At 47.5% G+C, this 19,555-nt stretch carries 14 protein-coding genes; 3 read left to right on the top strand and 11 right to left on the bottom strand.

Annotation, left to right across the window (positions count from 1 at the left end; all coding sequences use genetic code 11):
- Window positions 1–8 precede the first annotated feature (8 nt).
- From ACR02O_RS08165 to ACR02O_RS08145, 5 genes are all read right to left on the bottom strand, one after another.
- Window positions 9–1,556 carry an XrtA system polysaccharide chain length determinant gene (locus ACR02O_RS08165; RefSeq protein ID WP_033155690.1) on the bottom strand — a complete coding sequence of 516 codons (1,548 nt, stop codon included), beginning with the start codon at window positions 1,554–1,556 and terminating at the stop codon, window positions 9–11.
- A 76-nt stretch (window positions 1,557–1,632) separates the two neighbouring features.
- Window positions 1,633–2,286, bottom strand: coding sequence for an XrtA/PEP-CTERM system exopolysaccharide export protein (locus ACR02O_RS08160; RefSeq protein ID WP_494523176.1), 654 nt, complete (start codon window positions 2,284–2,286; stop codon window positions 1,633–1,635).
- 33 nt (window positions 2,287–2,319) lie between these two features.
- Entirely contained in the window at window positions 2,320–4,719 is a 2,400-nt protein-coding gene (locus ACR02O_RS08155) for a tetratricopeptide repeat protein (protein ID WP_494523175.1), read from the bottom strand.
- An 80-nt stretch (window positions 4,720–4,799) separates the two neighbouring features.
- Window positions 4,800–5,537, bottom strand: a complete 738-nt coding sequence (locus tag ACR02O_RS08150; protein WP_171694502.1) for a PEP-CTERM/exosortase system-associated acyltransferase — start codon at window positions 5,535–5,537, stop codon at window positions 4,800–4,802.
- A gap of 32 nt (window positions 5,538–5,569) precedes the next feature.
- The gene (locus tag ACR02O_RS08145) at window positions 5,570–6,043 is read right to left on the bottom strand and encodes a Crp/Fnr family transcriptional regulator (protein ID WP_033155694.1); all 474 of its coding nucleotides are present in this window, start codon (window positions 6,041–6,043) and stop codon (window positions 5,570–5,572) included.
- A 96-nt stretch (window positions 6,044–6,139) separates the two neighbouring features.
- On the opposite strand from ACR02O_RS08145, the gene prsK reads away from it, so the two are divergent.
- Together prsK and prsR are read left to right on the top strand one after the other, a co-directional pair.
- Window positions 6,140–8,239: an XrtA/PEP-CTERM system histidine kinase PrsK gene (gene prsK, locus ACR02O_RS08140; RefSeq protein WP_458136845.1), complete on the top strand. Its 2,100-nt coding sequence runs from the start codon at window positions 6,140–6,142 to the stop codon at window positions 8,237–8,239.
- A complete protein-coding gene (prsR, locus tag ACR02O_RS08135) occupies window positions 8,226–9,602 on the top strand; it encodes a PEP-CTERM-box response regulator transcription factor (protein ID WP_171694500.1) in 1,377 nt (458 codons plus the stop codon). Before prsK ends, prsR begins: the two co-directional genes overlap by 14 nt.
- A gap of 74 nt (window positions 9,603–9,676) precedes the next feature.
- On the opposite strand, the gene ACR02O_RS08130 is transcribed toward prsR, so the two are convergent.
- The 5 genes from ACR02O_RS08130 to ACR02O_RS08110 form a co-directional block, all read right to left on the bottom strand.
- Window positions 9,677–10,459 (bottom strand): PEP-CTERM/exosortase system-associated acyltransferase, encoded by a 783-nt coding sequence (locus tag ACR02O_RS08130; protein WP_494523174.1) that lies wholly within the window; start codon window positions 10,457–10,459, stop codon window positions 9,677–9,679.
- 155 nt (window positions 10,460–10,614) lie between these two features.
- A complete protein-coding gene (locus ACR02O_RS08125; RefSeq protein WP_458136843.1) occupies window positions 10,615–13,926 on the bottom strand; it encodes a transglutaminase family protein in 3,312 nt (1,103 codons plus the stop codon).
- Window positions 13,923–15,176 carry a hypothetical protein gene (locus ACR02O_RS08120; protein ID WP_494523173.1) on the bottom strand — a complete coding sequence of 418 codons (1,254 nt, stop codon included), beginning with the start codon at window positions 15,174–15,176 and terminating at the stop codon, window positions 13,923–13,925. Before ACR02O_RS08120 ends, ACR02O_RS08125 begins: the two co-directional genes overlap by 4 nt.
- Before the next feature lie 100 nt (window positions 15,177–15,276).
- Window positions 15,277–16,221: an alpha-E domain-containing protein gene (locus ACR02O_RS08115; protein WP_033155700.1), complete on the bottom strand. Its 945-nt coding sequence runs from the start codon at window positions 16,219–16,221 to the stop codon at window positions 15,277–15,279.
- Window positions 16,215–17,648: a circularly permuted type 2 ATP-grasp protein gene (locus tag ACR02O_RS08110; RefSeq protein ID WP_494523172.1), complete on the bottom strand. Its 1,434-nt coding sequence runs from the start codon at window positions 17,646–17,648 to the stop codon at window positions 16,215–16,217. Before ACR02O_RS08110 ends, ACR02O_RS08115 begins: the two co-directional genes overlap by 7 nt.
- A gap of 215 nt (window positions 17,649–17,863) precedes the next feature.
- Here ACR02O_RS08110 and ACR02O_RS08105 point away from each other — a divergent pair, with 215 nt between their 5' ends.
- Window positions 17,864–18,745, top strand: a complete 882-nt coding sequence (locus ACR02O_RS08105) for a PfkB family carbohydrate kinase (protein ID WP_494523171.1) — start codon at window positions 17,864–17,866, stop codon at window positions 18,743–18,745.
- Window positions 18,746–18,780: 35 nt separating this feature from the next.
- Here ACR02O_RS08105 and ACR02O_RS08100 read toward each other — a convergent pair whose 3' ends face one another.
- Window positions 18,781–19,515 carry a DUF5765 domain-containing protein gene (locus ACR02O_RS08100; protein ID WP_494523170.1) on the bottom strand — a complete coding sequence of 245 codons (735 nt, stop codon included), beginning with the start codon at window positions 19,513–19,515 and terminating at the stop codon, window positions 18,781–18,783.
- Window positions 19,516–19,555: the final 40 nt, after the last annotated feature.

Here is a 19,555-nt window from a genome sequence, read left to right as displayed (position 1 = left end):
ATACGACTTTACTTGAGTATCTCAAATATCATGATACCGATATAACCACTTAGCAATATTGCAAAAGTCGAAATAAGTAACCAGTCAATATTATTAGTTTGACTTATGCCTTGTGAGGTAAGAGACACACTACCTAAGGATGGTAGGCCGGTCACAATCCTTACTTGTCTCGTTGACATGAACACTGGACGTATAAAATAAACCAAAAACGCGACACCAAATCCTAAAATAACCCCAACCAAAAGCGCGAAAGAATAAAATAATTTTCTATTAGGTGAGCTAGGCTTGTTGGGCTTACTAGGGGGATCAGCAATTTTAAATTTCAAACGAGATGTCTGGTCATCAACGCGTTCGGTAATATGAGCCTGTTCACGCCGATCCAGCAACTCGGCGTACTTGCCGCTTATCGTTTCATAGTCCCGGTTAAGATTTTTCATTTCCGTTTCTATGGTCAATCTTTCATTCAAACCTTCTTCAAGCTTTGCTATCCTGTTTCGAATTGACTCAACCAAAGTTTGACTAGAAGCAACTTCAGCCTGAGCATTGTCAAACCCCATTTTTAACGCCTGAACATAGGGATTCGCCATTTTCTCTGCACCAATACTTTCGGAAAGCCCTGCCTGTATATCTCCATTGACTTGCGACTGACTCGTCTTAGCTTGGTTCTCTTGAGTTTTCAGCGTGTCAATCAACTTATCGATTTCAATTATTTCCGGATGGCGTTCGGTATATTTAAGCAACAATTCAGTGCGCTTATCTTTCAGAGATTCTATCCTTGCATTATCCGCAGATACTTCCTGAGTGGATGTCGGTAGACCCCAGTCTTCCTCAGACTCTTGGATTTCAGCAACCTGCTCCGCTAAAACATTTCGTCGAGAAATAGCTTGCTCTAGAGCCGTGTTGGCATCTAGATACTGCTCCTTCATTTTCTGCAAACTCTGAAATTGATCTGAGCCGTTAAGTAAATCAATGTTTGCGCGTTTAAATTCTTCTTTCGCTTTTTCAGCATCTTGCAGTCTAATCTCGTATTCTCGTATCTGCTGTTCGATGAAACGCTGCGCATCACTCGCGTCAGCCAGTGCTTTCCCCTCTGTTTGTTCAGAAAACACAGTAAGAACAGCCTGGACCACACTCTTCGCTACTTCAGGATCTTGCGAAGTATAAGCAATATCAAATATATCTCCTCTACCCCCTGCAATTGTTATGTCTTTCTTAAGTTTCTCAATCAATTCTGTAGCAGATCCTGAGCTATCCTGCGATCTACTTAGCTGAGATAGCGAAATAATTTTTTCCAGATTAGGTCTCGTAAACATTAGCTGCTGGATTATTCTGATCAGCGCAGATATATCAGGCTCTATAACCATACCTCTCATCAGAGGCCTAATCACCGTAGCTGAATCAATATGAACTTTGGCTTTCGATTCAAATTTATCAGGCATCATAAAAATGTACGCCCAAGCGGCTGAACAAACAACCAAAGCGAAAACGATAGCAAGGCGCTTGTACTTTAAAGTACCTTTCAAATAAAAATAAACTTCGGAAAGATCTTGCTGCATATTAACTAGCCGTTGTTTTCAATCTAAAATTAATGGACATACTACCTACAGAAAAAGTCTACCTTCTTACAAACACTTAAAAATACGCATCGGGAATAATTAAAATGTCCCCAGGCATCATCAAGACATTAGCTGACAAATCTGTATCATCAATGAGGTCGTCAATCCTTACGCCAAACGGCTTCAATTCTCCATTCACATCCCTGATAACACTGGCTCTATTACCATCAGCATATTGGTTCAGACCAATTTGAATAATAACATCCAATAGCGTCATTCCCCTCTCGTATGGAATAGATTTACCCTGGTAACGTCCTACGCCACCACCACCAGCTCCACCACCGCCACCGCCAATTCTCCCAATGACCCTGATTTGCTGAGTGCTAATCCCTTTGAATCCGCTAACCATAACAACTACCTGTGGACTTTTTATATAAGTCGAAAGCACCTTCTCAATGTCCCGAGCAAGTTCAAATGGAGTTTTACCACTGGCCAACAATTCTTCTACTAAAGGAACAGTTATCTTTCCATCCGGACGGACTGGTGCTGATGTAGATAACTCTGGGTTGCCCCAAACAAAAATATTGACACTATCGCCAGGCCCTATCTGATAAGTATAGTCAGCAGTCTGTTGCATATCCTCAAGTAAAGGCTGGGAACACCCAACAATACTAGAAGCAAAGGCAGAAGCTATCAAACAATACAACAATTTTTTTTTAAATATCGGCATAATCATAATCTAAGTAGTTACCCAATTACCTGCTCAATTCTCTATTTCTTCAAGGATCTTTTTTGCGTTATCTTTACCGGAAAAATTTCGCTTCTGTTTTTCAGACAAACTAATAGATTGTTTAAGCTCACTTATCGCAGTCGCTTTATTACCAGCATTCATGTGCGCAACCCCTAAGTGATATCTAAACTCAGGCAGTTTAGGCTCTTTTAGAATCAAAGACTGTAATAACTTAAGCCCCTCCTCATTACTACCAGCTTTAATTAATGCCCAAGCGTATGTGTCTTGAAAATAAGAATTCTCGGAATCTTTAAATACTTTTGCCAACTCCATTCCTTGACTAATCTCATCGTGACTGTTTGACTCTATCAATAACGAGGCCAAATTGTTAATAGCTAAGTTATTATCGGGATTCTTATCGAGTACGGCTTTATACACCCTGATTGCATTTTCCTTTTCGTTTAATTGTTCATACAAAGCAGCTAGAGCCATAGCTAACTGAGGATCATTTGGATTGACTTCCAATCCTCGCAAGTACACATCTTTGGCTGAAGAAATATTTTTATTCATCATTGCCTCAACCCTTGCTAGAGCGAGATAAATCGATGCTGCTTTTGGAGTATGTTTAAGCTGATCCGTCAGCAGCTTTTTGGTTTTTACAAAATCATTATTTGCAATGTATATATCACTCAGTACGCCGACAGTATTTAATTGATCAGGATACTTTACATGGTGCTTTTCCAAATACGCAACAGCATTCTCTCTTTGCCCAAGAGCCTCGTAAGATCTGACTAAATTAATCAAAGAATTTAAATGATTAGGATACTGTTGTATCAACTTGTCATACAAGCTAATTGCCTCAGCATACTTACCTTTACCCTGTAAAACATTGGCTTGGAGATATATAGGCATCGCCTTATCTTTAGAAAAAAGTGCTAGCCGTTGAATAGACTCTTGAGCGCCATCCCACTTTTTCTCTAAAATATCCAACTCAGCCTTACTAGTAAGCAATAAAATGTCGTTTTGTTTTAGCGCTAACGCCTTTTCAAGATATTGCCTAGCATTTTCATTTTGCCCGGCCTGTACGTAGTTACTATATACACGAGAAAAAGCAGCCAAATTTGCTGGATTAACTTCTAACGCCTGTTTAAAACTTTTCTCAGCCTGTTTCCGATCCTGTTTTATTAAATAAGCATCACCTAGCAAAGAATAAACGTCGTCTACATTAGTTTTGTTCCATACAAGTTTATTAAGGAACTCAATAGCTTCATCCGTTTTATTTTGAGCCAGCAAAAAACGACCTTTAAGCAAATTTGCCTGAATCAATTCCGAATTAATACTAAGAATATCTTTTAAAGAGCTTTCTACAGCACTAAACTGCTTTTCCGTTAACGCAATTTCCGCAAGAATGACTTTGGCTGACAAGCCTGCTTCGTTATTCTTTTCTAGCTGAACAACTTGTTCTAACCCTTCCTTTGCAGTTTCAGCATATCCTGACGCAACCATCCATTTCGAGAGCTCTAACAACACCTTAGGTTGCCCTTGATGGCGATTAAGCATAGCCTTGTACTCAGGAATCACTCGATCTTTAGCACGAGCATTTAAAAATTCGAACAAAACTATTTCAGGCTCGACTTTATCATTTGATTTTTCGACCATTTCCCTCAATAGTCTCTCCGCCTCCTCAAGCTTATCTGTCATCGAGTAAATGGAAGCCAAGCTCAGCTTAAAGTTACCGGCATCTGGGTATAACTGAATAAGCTCCTGATAACCTTTTATTACGCTATCTATGTTATTCAGCCCTGCATCCAGTTTTATCTTAAATAAGCGCAAAGGAAGGTTTGCGGGCTGTACTCCCAATGCCTTATTTACTGCCCCCAAAGCTTGATCTATTTCATTTTTTTCAGCAAATAGAGCAGCTTGCAATGACAAAGCCTCAACATTATCCGGGCTATCTTTTAAAACAAAATCAACTATTTCTGCTGCTTGATCTTTTTTCAACTGCTTAATATAAACCGATGCCTTGATCATTTTTGCATCAATATTGCTTGAGTCACTTGTCAAAACTGACTCCGCTTGCTCCAATGCTTTCTCCAGATCTCCAAAAACAATATCGAGCTTACCTAGTTTTATTTTTGCGGAAGTCAAACTTGGCTCTAATTCTAAGGCCCTAATCAGGTTTTGCCGCATCGACTTGAAATTATTATTTTTTTCGTCCAATAGGGCCATATACAAATAGGTCTCACCAAACTTATCGCTGCTTTGACTGGCTGTCTTCAACTCAAGCAAGGCCTTATCAAATTCCCCTTTTTCAAAAAGCTCCTTACCTTTTTGCAAATGACTCCGAGCAGATTCCTCCGGCGAGGAACATGCCGCTGTTTGCAATAAAAACGCACATGCAAGAACTACGGAACTGATTATTTTTCTTTTCATCCTATTACCAAAACCCCAATATTTTATTTGACTACTTACTAATCGCCTAGAAATATATAATTACATTCGATCCCGCCATATTAATTAACAATATTTTCTTTTATCCAGGAATATAACTCTAGCAAATCGGGATGCATATTTTCTAAAACAGCCTGAGTAGTAATGAAATAAGGTGCTCGTATACCATGATAGTCAATATCCTTACCAACTCGTTGAAAATCTATACCTGACCGATGCATCAGCCGCGGCAAGAACGGCTCCATCATCGCAAACACATTTGTACGTCCATCAACCTCTGTTAGGACTGTGGCGGCAAAAAAACAAGCAACTGCTATTGACGAAAAAGTCCTCTGCTCTTGAGGCGAAAACTGTAAGCCGTTAATTTCACCGAAGCGGGTTAGAGTCTCGCCGGTACGTCTACGAAACGCCCCATCCACAGCTAATCTTGATATTTCGCATACTGTATTTCTTTGTAGCTTTAAATTATCTATAAGCTTGCTGTCTAAACTAGCTCCACAGTATTTTTCTAACGGCAATGGCTTATTCTGTCGTTCCCCGATAGCAGGAACCATTCTTACACAACCAGCAGGGATACCAGTTTGCAAATGCGTAATCAAACAGTGGCGGGAATATTGATCGTATTCGTCTACTTCAAGGCGATTAGCAAAACGTTCAACAGGTTCATATTTAAACTCTTCACAATAAACACGGTACCTTACTTGAAAAACAAATTCCTTCTGAGCATCGCTTTCAGCGAGCCCCACCTTGAAGTAACGGCTAAAACTTTCTGCCAGTGATAACTTAGGCCCCACATCCATCTTGCCCTCTCATTTTCACGAGCATCATCCAACTACAAATATTTATCGATGTCATGCGCTTTAATTCCCCACGCCAGTAAATGCTCTATTCGATCATTTGCCAATCCCAAACGATTAGACATAGCTTGAAACAAGCCCTTCAAAAATAAATAACCCTGCACCGGATGATCGTCCAAATAAACGCTCAACATATCACTACGAACTTCAAGTAGACACACATCAGTCAATGAAACAACAGAGGCCGTTCTCTCCCTGGGCTCGTACAAACAGACATCCCCAAATACCGCCCCAGCATCTAAATCACAGAGACCTGGACTTATTCTACGATTCCCATCCAGCTCTGCACCGCCCAACACTCTAACAACACCTTCTTCTATGAGAAATAATGTATTTCCTTGCTGGCCTTTTTTTACGATGGTCTCACCCGCATTTAGGCGATATCGTTTCCAGCCGGAACCGTCAGAGAATTGCGCATTAGCTAGTACGTCACTAAATAATTCTTTCATGTCAGCCTGAATCTGCAAAGTAATGATCCTGCCTACTGCTTATAAGGTCGTATAATGATTATACGTATTGAAAAAACACTTAAACATCGACGCTAAATGCAAAGCTACATTTATTACAGCTACTTAAGCGCAACCATCGCTTATGGTTTTTTACTTTTATACGCTTGCTTTAGGAAAAACTGGCATCTGCCTTTCATAATAGCAGTTTTGTGCTCGTTAGCATGGTGCACAAGCGTGATAATCGCCACAAAAAATAGCCATTTCTTCTTCGCTGACACGCTACCGTACGAAACTCTCCGGAATGCATCTTGGTTTCTTCAACTTGGAACGCTGCTGTCCAAACAAATATACAACGATCACAAGCAAATATTTAAGTCGAACGTTAGCGTAGTCGTTACCCTGATTCTAATGCTGGTTTTAGGTATCGAGATCTTCCCTGGCAGCCTAACCCTAATCCGAGAACATCTAAACGTCGATCCTCGTTTCACATCGCACGTTGTATCCGCTGTATTTGGCCTCATCCTGGTTGAGCAGCTTTATCGCAGCACCCCCCTGAAGCAAAGGTGGAATCTCAAATTTCTGTGTATAAGCCTTGGCTCGCTATTCGCATTCGATTTGCTCGTTTACAGCAAATCACTGCTATTCAACAGCCTGGACTTCGAGCTCTGGCAGTCACGAGGTGTCATTAACGCACTCATGACACCACTTTTAGCAGTCACATTGACCCGACTAAAGCTTAACAGCCAAAGTACGGAACTGACAACACCTCGCAAAACTATTTTTTACTCAACGATTCTCCTCGGTTGCGGCATCTATTTAATCCTTATGTCGTTTGCCGGTTTTTATATCAAACGCGCAAATACCGAATGGGGTGAGGCTGCACAAACTCTGTTTATTTTTCTCGCCATTCTCCTGCTGATTATCCCGTTTACATCTGGAAAAATACGAGCGATCTCCAAGGTGTATTTTAGTAAGCACTTTTTCCACTACAGCTACGATTACCGCGAAGAGTGGCTCAAAATCAGCAAATCATTGGCAAAACTTGAGTCGCTTGAGGAACTGAAAGGATTCATCATAACTACTTTAACGGACCTAGTAGAAAGCGCAGGAGGCGGTTTGTGGTTAAAAAACGATCAAGGCCATTTTTTTCTAGCTGCAGAACAAAACCTCAAACTCACTCCGCAAGAAATTGAATATCTCCACAACATCGGCGACCTGCCTCAATATTTAGCGAACAAGCAATGGGTCATCGATTTTTTCGAACTGGCTCATGCTCCGGAAGTATACGACGACATAGATCTATCGCCGTGGTGCTACGAAGATAGCCAAGTATGGCTGATAGTGCCGCTATTTCACCTAAACAAACTTGAAGCTTTTGTCGTGTTAACACAGGCGCGCGCGCCACGAAAGCTTGACTGGGAAGACCACGATCTTTTAAAAACTGTGGGAATGCAACTTGCCAACGCCCTCGCTCTCAACCGGACAAGTGAAGAACTCGCCAATAATCGTCAATTTGAAACTTATCACCGCCTTTCAGCATATTTGGTACATGACCTCAAAAATCTGGTGGCCCAGATCTCCTTGATAGTAAAAAACGCGGAAAAGCATAAACATAACCCGGACTTCTTCGACGATACCATAGACACACTAAATAATGTGGTCAAAAAAATGCACCATATTGTCGAACAGTTAAAACAAGGCGAGACCAACACAACCACAGCCAATACCTTCATCAATTTGGTGGAATTGGTTAAAAACATCGCGCAACAACATCTCGGCGCTCCGCCGTTGCAGATGGACACAACACTCAGCGAGTGCTTCGTGACGGCCGACAAAATCAAACTGACCAATATCTTGACGAATTTAGTTCAAAACGCCCAAGACGCCATAGCGACAAGCGATGGATGGGTTAAGCTTGAATTAACAAAAAACCAAGACTATGCTGTCATCAAAATTATCGATAACGGCATAGGTATGGACCAACAGTTCATTGCAGAACGCCTATTCAAGCCGTTCGATACGACAAAAGGCAACGCCGGAATGGGCATCGGCGCCTACGAAGCCCGAGATTACATTCTAAAGCAGTCCGGAAATATCCGGGTCGATAGCAATCCAGGCCGCGGCACTGCTTTCACCATCCAATTACCATTAGCTCAGCGAGTTTCCGCAAATCAAGGAAATAATGATCACTTCTAAAGTACTGTTAGTTATCGAGGACGACCTAGGCTTACAAAAACAACTGAAATGGGCCTTCGAGCAATACGAAGTAGTAATAGCAAGTAATAGAGACGAAGCAATAGCTGCACTTAGACGATATACGCCAAGCGTCGTTACCTTGGATCTTGGTTTACCGCCCGACCCCACCAACGCCACTGAAGGACTCGCCACTCTCAAGGAAATTCTCGCATTAGCACCGGCCACCAAGATAATCGTGGTAACCGGCAATGATGATCGCGCAAATGCGATTCATGCAGTAGCCTTAGGTGCTTATGACTTTTATCAAAAGCCGGTAGACCCGGACGTCTTGGGCCTGATTATAGAAAGAGCGTTTCAACTCGACGCATTGGAGCGCGACTACCAAATATTGCAGCAACAAAAGCCCCTGACCGGCGTGATCGCCACCAGTCCGCAAATGCAGGCGGTCATGCGGATGATTGAAAAAATTGCACCGACTCAAGCAACCGTTTTACTAATCGGCGAAAGCGGCACCGGTAAAGAGCTATTGGCAAAAGCCTTACATCGCCTGAGCACACGCGCCTCACAACCGTTTGTAGCGGTAAACTGTGCGGCCATACCAGAAACATTGTTAGAGAGTGAATTATTTGGCTACGAGAAAGGTGCATTCACCGGCGCAGTCGCGCAAACCAAAGGCAAAATCGAATATGCGCAGGGCGGCACATTCTTTTTAGACGAAATCGGCGACCTCCCTTTTGCCTTGCAAGCAAAATTGCTGCGATTTATCCAGGAACGGGTCATAGAACGGTTAGGGGGTAGAAAGGAAATTGCCGTGGATGTGCGCATTATATGTGCAACACATCGCCATTTACCCGACCTCATTGCGCAAGGTAATTTCCGGGGCGACTTATATTACAGGCTCAGTGAGATCGTCGTTGACATTCCCCCACTACGCGAACGCGAAGGCGACATTATTACGATAGCTAATGCTTTGCTACAGCGCTATTGCCGCGAAAACAACTCCAAAGAAAAACATTTTTCCCACGACGCCGCTCGTGCTCTTGAAGCTTATAACTGGCCTGGCAACATTCGGGAGATGGAGAACAAAATCAAACGTGCGGTCATTTTATCCGACAACAATTTCGTCACCGCCGAAGAGCTGGAAATTGGTACCGATAGCGACAAGTCTATGCCGCTGAATCTCAAATCGGTACGAGAAGCGGCAGAAACGATCGCCATCAAACGCGCACTGACCTACGCAGACAATAACATATCCGAAGCAGCTAAATTATTAGGTGTTACCAGGCCAACCTTGTACGGTTTATTTGAAAAATACGGACTGCAAGCTTTGCTGCGTAATCATACTGATGAACACCAGGATTGACATAGAAGGCCTACCAGCGAGAACGGTTGATAATTGCAGGCTAGGGTTTTACGCGGCGGATTTAAACGGATAAATCAGATTCTCGACACATAAGAAATAACGCCGATTTGCTTTACCTGGCGCCCCCTCATATCGACAGGAACGTCAGTTGCAATATCCGAATATAAGCGAAAATCGTGTCGGTAACCCTCAAACCATAAAGAGTTTTCCAGCACTTGCTTTGTATTTAAATAATACAGCAGACGTGCACTTTGACGACTAGCATCGCCCAGTTGCTGTATATCTAAGCCTTGTATCTTAATACTGTACGCCAGTGCCGGGTTGGCTAACATATACCAATGTCTAATGCCCTGCTGGACGGAATAAACCGCCGCAGCCCGATACAGTCCCCACATTATGTCTCTATTGATATTGCGGTAATCGTGCAGAAAACTAATTTTGCGATTTTCTTCAGCAACCTCTATAGCCGGGTTTCTGAAGGCAAAGCGCCTTGCTTCCTTAATAACGCATAGCCTGGAAATTTCAACGGAATTTTTGTATCTGCCGTTTGGTAACCGTTGATGTGAACTACTGCTTTCTTGAAACGGAAAAACGTGACCTTTGGGCATGACCATCCTCAGCCCGCCCAACCACTGCTGAGTATATTTATGCCTGACTAAAAAATGAACTGCGTTTTTATCCCATTCGTCGATTTCTTGCTGCGCCGGAAACCGCTCCGTATCGTCGAAGCCCATTTCATCGCAATAAACCCGGTATCTGAGTTGATAATGAATTTTTTTACTTTCCGGCGTATCAGCCAAAAATACCTCGAAACAATGATCGAAAGACTGCTTCTGTCGATTCAAGATACACCCCACCCTATAAACAAATATTCATAACAAGTTCAAATAGCTATAGCCGCTTTGTCTCGTTCCTCAGGTAAGGATGGTATAGCAAATCGAGTCAATTTCAAGCAAAATTGTAAAAAAAACCGACACTCACTGATTAGATTTTTTTAATTTCCTCGTTCTATCTAGCTCGCATTCCAACGTAAATCCAGCGTAAACGGATAGTCTTTATTGAACTCCTCACTCGGTAATTCCAACACGGTTTCGGTCGGCGTATGCCCGTGCTGCCAAAAACGACTAACCCTACGTCCTTCAGCCTCGTAAGCATTAACTGGCAGCGTGTCGTAGTTGCGGCCGCCGGGGTGAGAGACATGATACGTGCAACCGCCGATAGACCGACCGTTCCAGGTATCGACCAAATCAAATACCAGCGGAGCCTGGACACCGATAGAGGGATGCAAAGCCGACGGCGGGTTCCAAGCCCGATAACGGATACCCGCCACCAGCTCTCCTTGCTTGCCGGTGGCCTTTAACGGCACCCTGCGACCATTACAGGTTAAGGCATAGCGTTCACCCATCGCTCCAGTCAGCGACACCTGCAAGCGCTCCACCGAGGAGTCGACATAACGGGCGGTGCCGCTGCTGGTGATTTCTTCGCCTAACACGTGCCACGGCTCAATAGCCTGATACAGATCCAATTGCAGATCGTTAACCCGCAGACTACCGATTCTAGGAAACCGGAATTCCAAAAACGGCGCGAACCATTCCGTCTTGAATTCATAACCCGCAGCTTGCAGATCGCGCGCCACATCGTAAATATCGCTGGCAATGAAATGCGGCAACATAAACCGGTCATGCAATTGCGTCCCCCAGCGCACCAAAGGCTTCTTGTAGGGCTCGCGCCAAAACCAAGCTGCCAGGGTTCGCAGCAACAGCATTTGCATCAAACTCATTCGTGCGTGCGGCGGCATTTCGAACGCACGCAACTCCAGGAGCCCAAGCCGTCCAGCATCGGTACCCGGCGCATACAGTTTGTCGATACAAAACTCGCTACGATGCGTATTGCCGGTCATATCCACCAACAAATTGCGGAACAGCCTATCGACCAGCCACGGCGCGGCCACTTCGCCCTCCGGCATCTGTTGAAAGGCAATTTCCAGCTCATACAGACTGTCATTGCGCGCTTCGTCGACGCGCGGCGCCTGACTGGTTGGACCAATAAACAAGCCGGAAAACAAATAGGACAAGGCTGGGTGATGCTGCCAATACGTGACCAAGCTGCGCAACAAATCCGGTCGCCGCAAAATCGGACTATCGGCCGGCGTAATGCCACCCAAGGTCACATGATTACCGCCACCGGTCCCGGTATGCCGGCCATCCAGCATGAATTTCTCGGTGCCGAGCCGGGTCAACCGGGCCAACTCGTACAAAGTGGTGGTGTTATGCACCAGCTCTTTCCAACTGGCGGCCGGATGAATATTCACCTCTATCACGCCAGGATCGGGCGTCACCGGCAAACGGGTCAGACGCAAATCGTGCGGCGGCTGATACCCCTCTATTACCACAGGCATTTTCAAAGCCGCTGCCGTAGCTTCCACCGACGCGATAATGTCCAGGTAGTGTTCCAACTCGGTCGTGGGCGGCACAAATACAAATAAACGACCTTCACGGGCCTGAACCGACAAAGCGGTATGCGGTACCCATTCCGGATCGTGCGGCCTCTCATCATCGGCTGCGTCCATTTCGGTCGGATGTAGTCCCTGCTTGGCCATTTGACTGTAACGACGGCTAACTTCCGAATCAATATCGCCCAGAGGCTCCACCGGTTCGTACAGGCTACGTTCATGGGGGTGATCGCGCTTTTCGAACGGCACCCAAGGCAAACTGTTCAGAGGTAAACGCAAACCCATCGCCGAATCGCCAGGCACCAGGAACATCGCCCCACGCCGGAATTCCCAAGCACTGCTGTTCCAAGAGCCGGCCTGATAGCTCCAATGCAGCGGCAACACATAGCCGACCGGCGCGCCGAGATCCTCGCTGAGCAATTTGGCCAAGCGCTGACGCTCTAAGTCGTCTTTCAAATCGACTAGCAAAGGATCCAGGTTTTTCGGTACCAATCCCTCCTGTAACAGGTAGTAAAGAGGATCTTCGAAACCCGGCAGAATGAACTCGTCGGCCACGCCCAGCCGTTTGACCAAATCACGGATAAATGCATCCGCATGCTTGAGATCGAATCCATAATCACGGGTCTCATCCGCCAATAAGGCCGGATTCTTCCAAATCGGTTTGCCGTCCTTGCGCCAGAAACACGCCAACTGCCAGCGCGGCAACGGCTCGCCGGGATACCATTTGCCCTGGCCGAAATACAATAGCCCGCCCGGCGCAAAGCTGTCGCGCAAACGTCTGACCAATTTTCCGGCCAACTTGCGCTTTTCCTCGCCGTCAGCATCGGTATTCCATTCCGGCGCATCCATGTTATCGATGGACACAAAAGTCGGCTCGCCGCCCATGGTTAAGCGCACATCACCCGCTTTCAGCTCGGCATCAACCTTTTCGCCCAGACGCTCAATGTCTGCCCATTGCCTATCGGTATAAGGTTTGGTAACCCTGGGATCTTCATGGATGCGGCTGACACGATTGGAAAAATCGAAGGTAGTCTCGGCCTTGCCGATAAAGCCGCCGCTGACCGGCGCCGCGCTGACATAATCGGCAGTACAGGCTAAGGGAATGTGGCCCTCTCCGGCAAACAGTCCGGACGTCGGATCCATACCTATCCAGCCGGCGCCGGGAATATACACCTCGGCCCAGGCGTGCAGATCGGTGAAATCGTGATCGGTACCCGACGGCCCGTCCAGCGATTTCACATCCGCCACCAACTGCACCAAATATCCCGATACAAAGCGCGCTGCCAAACCCATGTGCCGCAATACCTGCACCAATAACCAACCGGAATCTCGACAGGAACCCAACTTTTTTTCCAGGGTTTCCTCGCAACTTTGCACGCCCGGCTCCATGCGGATTGCATAGTTGACGACCTGGTTCACGGCTTGATTGATGCCGACCAGAAAATCGACGATGCCTTGTTTATCCCGCTTCAAGCCGGCCAAAAAGCCTTTGAGCAAAGGCCCCTGCTCGCGAATTTCCAGGTACGGCGCCAGTTCTTTGGCCAATTGCTCAGGATAAGCAAACGGATAATATTCCGCGTATTCCTCCAGAAAAAAATCGAAGGGGTTGATCACCGTCATATCGGCAATCAGATCCACTTCTATCGAAAATTCGGTGGTTTTTTCCGGAAACACCAAGCGCGCCAGATAATTGCCAAACGGATCCTGCTGCCAGTTAATGAAGTGCTTATCCGGTTTGATGGTCAGTGAATAGGCACTGACCGCCGTCCGCGAATGTGAAGCCGGCCGCAGCCGCAGCACATGCGGCGTCAACTGGACCGGATGATCGTAGTGGTAACTGGTTTTGTGGTTAATCGCGACTCTGATACTCATGCTGACACCGGACTGGCTGCTTCACTCTCTGCCTGCAACAAGCGTAGATTTTCCTCTACCCCGGCCGCGTGCGTTAATTCAGCAACATTCTGCTTGGTGAAAAAACCATCGAAATTACCGAAACGCTGGACGTATTCCACGATCAACGACGAATGCTCGGAAGCACTGGAAAAAATCTGTTTCAAACCTTCCTCACGCGATCCGATCACATCCAGCAGAAAGTCCTTACCTCTGGCCCGGATAGCCTGCACTACATAATCGATATTGGCCTGGCCGTTGATCTCACCGTCCGCTACCTGCAAAGCCACATGATGCAAGCGCGGTCCATAGTTGCGTACAAAACTTTCGGTGGGCGACGGCAAGCCGACCAGGTGATTGACAAAATACGGATGATTGGCCGCGGTAAACACTTTGGCCGGACTAATGCGTTCCTCGGGATAATGGATGCTTTTGGTCACGTTGGTTGAAGAATTCTGATTGGCAATATCGTAGGACCCCCAATAGTAATAACTGGAGAGCGTCAAATATTCCAAAATCGCCACTTCCCGATTCTGGCTGTAAACCCGGGTAGCTAAATGATCGATGGGGCGGATCAGTTTATCCAGCCCTAATTCTTCCTGAATCTCCTTGGCTTGCAGGTAGCCGCGATTCACTTCGTCAAGGATAATGCTATTTCCCAAGGCATATACTCTGATGTCCTCCGGCGGCCTTTCCCAGTAAGCCACGATGTTGTGGGTATACGGCGACGGCTTGACGATGGCCATATTGCCGGGCAATTCCAGTTTGCGGATTTGATCCTGATTGAAGAAACGGATTTCCCTGGCTTTTTGCTGCTCGACCACTTCGTGCAAATTGCTGACCCGGAAAATTTCGCCCATATAGCGCGAGTTAGGCTTGTGGGCACCAATCGGATACACCTCGTTCAGACTGCGGAAAATGTCAGCCCGACCGGGTGCACGCACTTCCCGCACCAACAAGTCCGGCGAATTCATATCAATCCGCAGCACGTGAGTCCAATGGCTCTCGGACTGTAAAGTGACCAAATAGTGGTAAGGCGTCATCAAGGCCAATTCGCTGACATAGGCCGCCGAACAGCCTGGCTCCACCGTCAACATTAACGCATCGATTTCGCGGATCATTTCGGTCAGGCCGGTTCGATCCCGGTTTTCCAGCAACTTGACCAGAAACTCGTCAAACCAGGGCGAATTGGCCTTGTCGCCCTGTTTGGGGTGGATCAGTGAATTTATCATCCGTTTTCCTCTAACTCTATTTGTCCGCCAGGCTGAATCGCCAAAATTTTGCTTAAACAGTCGGTGCAGCAATTACTTACAGCACTGTTTACGCAAGGACTTATTCCGGCCCATTAAGAAAGGCCCGCTGAATTTCAACGCCGAGCGCGTTGTTGCGCAAAATGAAATCCTGTAAAAACTGATGCAAGCCCGTCTTAAAAATGTCGGCCATCCGCCCATAATGCAGCCGCGCATGATTTTCGCCGGCCAAGCGCAGACACTCCCGGCCCCGCTGCCGACACAGTTGCTCCAGGATAGGCGCCAATTCGTCGTAGCAGGCATGCAAAGAACGCGGCATGTCGTCGCGTAAAACCAGTAACTCGGCCACTTTCCAGGGCTCGATGGTGTCTCTAAACACTTTTTGATAGGCCTCGAATGCAGACACCGAACGCAGCAAGGAACTCCATTCATAATAATCGACCTGGCCCTCGGGAGCTTCCACGGCCGGCAACAGCAATTGATACTTGGCATCCAGGAGTCTAGCGGTATTGTCGGCCCGTTCGACAAAGCTGCCCAAACGCACAAACTTGTAACTGTCGTCGCGCAACATGGTGCCGAAGGTAACACCGCGAAACAGGTGCGAACGCGATTTCACCCAATCGCAAAATTCGCTGATCTCAGCTTCTCTTAAACCTTGTCGAATCCGTTGCCTAAGTTCCAACCATAAGGCATTGACGGTCTCCCACATTTCCGAAGACATCGCCACTCGGACGGCACGCGCGTTTTCGCGCGCCGAGTTAAGAGCACTGACGATGCTGGACGGGTTACGCTCATCCAAAGCCATGAACTGAATCACATTGACCGCAGTGTAGCCGGAGTAGTTTTTCTCGAAAGCCTCGATATCGTCGGCAATCTGCACCGGGGGTTTCCAGCGTGCGGCTTCGTCGTAGGCGCTATTGGCGACCAGTGACATCCGATAAGTGACGTCCAGCACCCGCGCCATATTCTCGGCGCGCTCGATATAACGGGCCATCCAGTAAAGATGGTCGGCGGTGCGGCTTAGCATGTTGAGTCTCCTTGCAATACCCAAGTGTCCTTAGTGCCGCCGCCCTGCGAGGAGTTCACCACCAGTGAACCTTCCCGCATCGCTACTCGGCATAAGCCTCCCGGCACCAGCGTGGTGGTTTTGCCGGACAGCACGAACGGCCGTAAATCGACGTGCCTTGGGGCCACGCCCTGCTCGACTAAGGTCGGACAAGTCGACAAAGCCAGAGTCGGCTGGGCGATGTAATTGTCGGGCTCGGCCAAAATCCGCGCCCGAAAATCCTCGATCTGCTGTTTGGATGAGGTCGGCCCCACCAACATGCCATAACCGCCGGAACCCTGCACTTCCTTGACCACCAGTTCCTCCAGATGCTCTAACACATATTTCAAATCGTCGGGATTTTCCAGCTTGTACGTGGGCACATTGGACAAAATAGGCTCCTCGCCCAGATAAAAACGCACCATCTCCGGTACATAGGTGTAGGTGGCTTTGTCGTCTGCCACTCCCGTGCCAATTGCGTTAGCCAGCGTGACGCCCCCATTGCGATACACCGAGACCAAGCCCGGCACGCCCAGCATCGAATCTTCCCTAAACGCCAGCGGATCGAGAAAATCGTCGTCAATGCGCCGATAAATCACGTCTATGCGCTTTGGGCCTTCCGTGGTGCGCATGAACACTCCATTGTCCTTGCAAAACAAGTCCTGGCCCTCTACCAGTTCTATACCCATTTGCTGCGCCAGAAACGCATGTTCGAAATACGCACTGTTATAGGCGCCAGGAGTCAACAACACCACAGTCGGATCGTAAACACCGGGCTGCGCCACCGCCCGCAAATTGTTCAATAGCACCTGCGGATAATGCTCGACCGGCGCTACAGCATAACGGCGGAACAGTTCCGGAAACAGACGCATCATCATCTTGCGGTCTTCCAGCATGTAGGAAACCCCGGACGGTGTGCGCAGATTGTCTTCCAGCACATAAAATTCGTTCTCGGCAGTACGTACGATGTCGACGCCAGCGATATGCGCATAAATCCCGCCCGGCACATCCACGCCCTGCATTTCCGGCCGATACATCTCGTTTTCCAGAATGCTGGCGGGGACGATACCGGCTTTGATGATTTCCTGATCGTGATACAGATCGTTCAAAAACGCATTCAGCGCCGTGACTCGCTGAATCACGCCCGCCGACAACACCCGCCATTCCGTCGCGGCCAGAATCCGCGGCACCACATCAAATGGAATTAAGCGCTCAGCGCCGGCCTCGTCGCCGTAGACATTAAAAGTAATACCCACCCGCCGAAACAGCATTTCCGCTTCGCGGGACTTTTGCATCAACTGGGCGTGATCTGTACTACTCAACCACTCCGCGAAGGGTTGATACAGCCGCCGGACGCTACCGGTTGAGGTACGCATTTCATCGAAAAAAGTATTTATATTCATGACCATCTTTCAGCAATCCACATGCCAATCTTATTAATGTCTATTTATCAAAAAGTTAAATCGCCGCCACATCACCCAAACTGCTTTACGCACCACATCAGTGCAGCACACATCGGTAAGCGCCCTGAAAACGACCATAGCCGTTCACACGCCATTGTCATTTCCGCAGGCGTTGATTATTGTGATTGCCCTAAACCAGCAATTTCGGCGAGGCCAGACAGATGCAGACAGCTTTTTTCACGATATTCGGTGAAGTACTATTCGACAATTTTCCGGACGGCAGCCGAATCCTTGGTGGCGCACCGTTTAATGTCGCCTGGCATTTGCAAGCTTTGGGCCGGCCAGCCCTGTTTGTCAGCCGTGTAGGTGAAGATGACGCCGGCCGCGAGATCCTCGCGGCCATGCAAAGTACCGGTATGACGCGATCTGCCATGCAGATCGACGCTACGCATCCAACCGGCAGCGTAGCGGTCAGCATAACAGACGGGCAACCCAGCTACCGGATTCTGGACCAGCAAGCTTACGACTACATTGAAGCAAAGGCGTTCCATCATGCCCACAAACAGGGCTTGCTCTATCATGGCAGTCTGGCTTTACGAAACCCGGTTTCCAGACAAACATTGCTTGATATGCAACAGAACTGGAGTGGCCCGGTGTTTCTGGATGTCAATCTGCGCGCGCCCTGGTGGCAAGCGAATGAGGTCTTGGAATGGATAGCCGGCGCGGATTGGTTAAAACTGAACGATGAAGAATTGGAATTATTGCTGCCTGACCAGCAGAGCATAGACACCAAGATGCGCCTATTGCAGCAGACGTATCATTTACAAGGCGTGGTGCTTACGCGCGGCAGCCAAGGTGCGCTGGCGCTGAATTCATCGGGGGAATTGTTCAGTATCGCCCCCGAAGGCCAGATTAAAATAGTTGATACGGTCGGCGCCGGCGATGCGTTTGCAGCAGTTTTGTTATTGGGGATTGCCGAACACTGGCCTATGCCCGTGATGCTAAAACGGGCGCAGGAGTTTGCGTCGGCGTTGGTAGGTCAGCGCGGCGCTACCGTCGCCGACCCAGCGTTTTATCAGGGGTTTATTGAAGCCTGGCAATAGCAGAGGCTTAATATCTTGTACCTCTGCGGCACTAATCAAGACTGTTGTCTGGCAGGCACACCGTCTGACCAATTGTCAGACTGGGCAGAGAAAAACTTTTTAAATGTCGGCATAAAGCTGGCGGTGATCGGTATCGAATAAAAACAGTACATCGCTGCCGCCTCGCCGGTACTGACGCCAAACAACCATTGCGGCATGAATAAGGTCATCAATGCCCCGAAGCAATGATAGATGCCGATGCGCCAATTGTTTTTCCAGACAAACGCGCTGAACGCCAATGCAAACAGCGAGCCATGGGTCACCAGCAAACCAAAGGCGCTGGAGATCGCATAACCGATGTGATAAATCCCCATAAACAGGCAGGAGTTCATCCGGCCGATAAAGTTAGGATCTATGTCAAACAGCTGCCAGTCGTTCGGCAAGCGGGTCAAAATCAAAAACAAACCACTCAAAGAGCTGCCGACGATAAAGGCTTTTTTCAAAGCCTTAGGGTCCGACGAATACGTCGCCAAAGCCGGCATGATCGCAAAGGCTTGCAGACTGATATGTACCGACGATAGCTCACTCAGGAATAAGTTGGTGCCATAGCCGCACTGATCGGCCACCGGATAAGCAAAATACTGAATAAACTCCATCAACGAGAAGTGAAAAATGGCGTAAGCCCTCGCCAGTTTCACCCAAAAGGTTTCGTCCTTATCCAGGAAAGTTACCGTAGAGGCAACGAGCCCCGCCACTCCCAGGCCCAAAGACATATTGGCGCTAAAACACATGGTTAATCCGTCATTTAAATTTTTAGAAGCGGCGCGTACC

It is taken from the genome of Methylomonas sp. PHL2-19 (genome assembly GCF_059331595.1).
The sequence above is the reverse complement of the archived record's forward strand: the minus strand, read 5'-3'. Positions and strand labels throughout refer to the sequence as shown.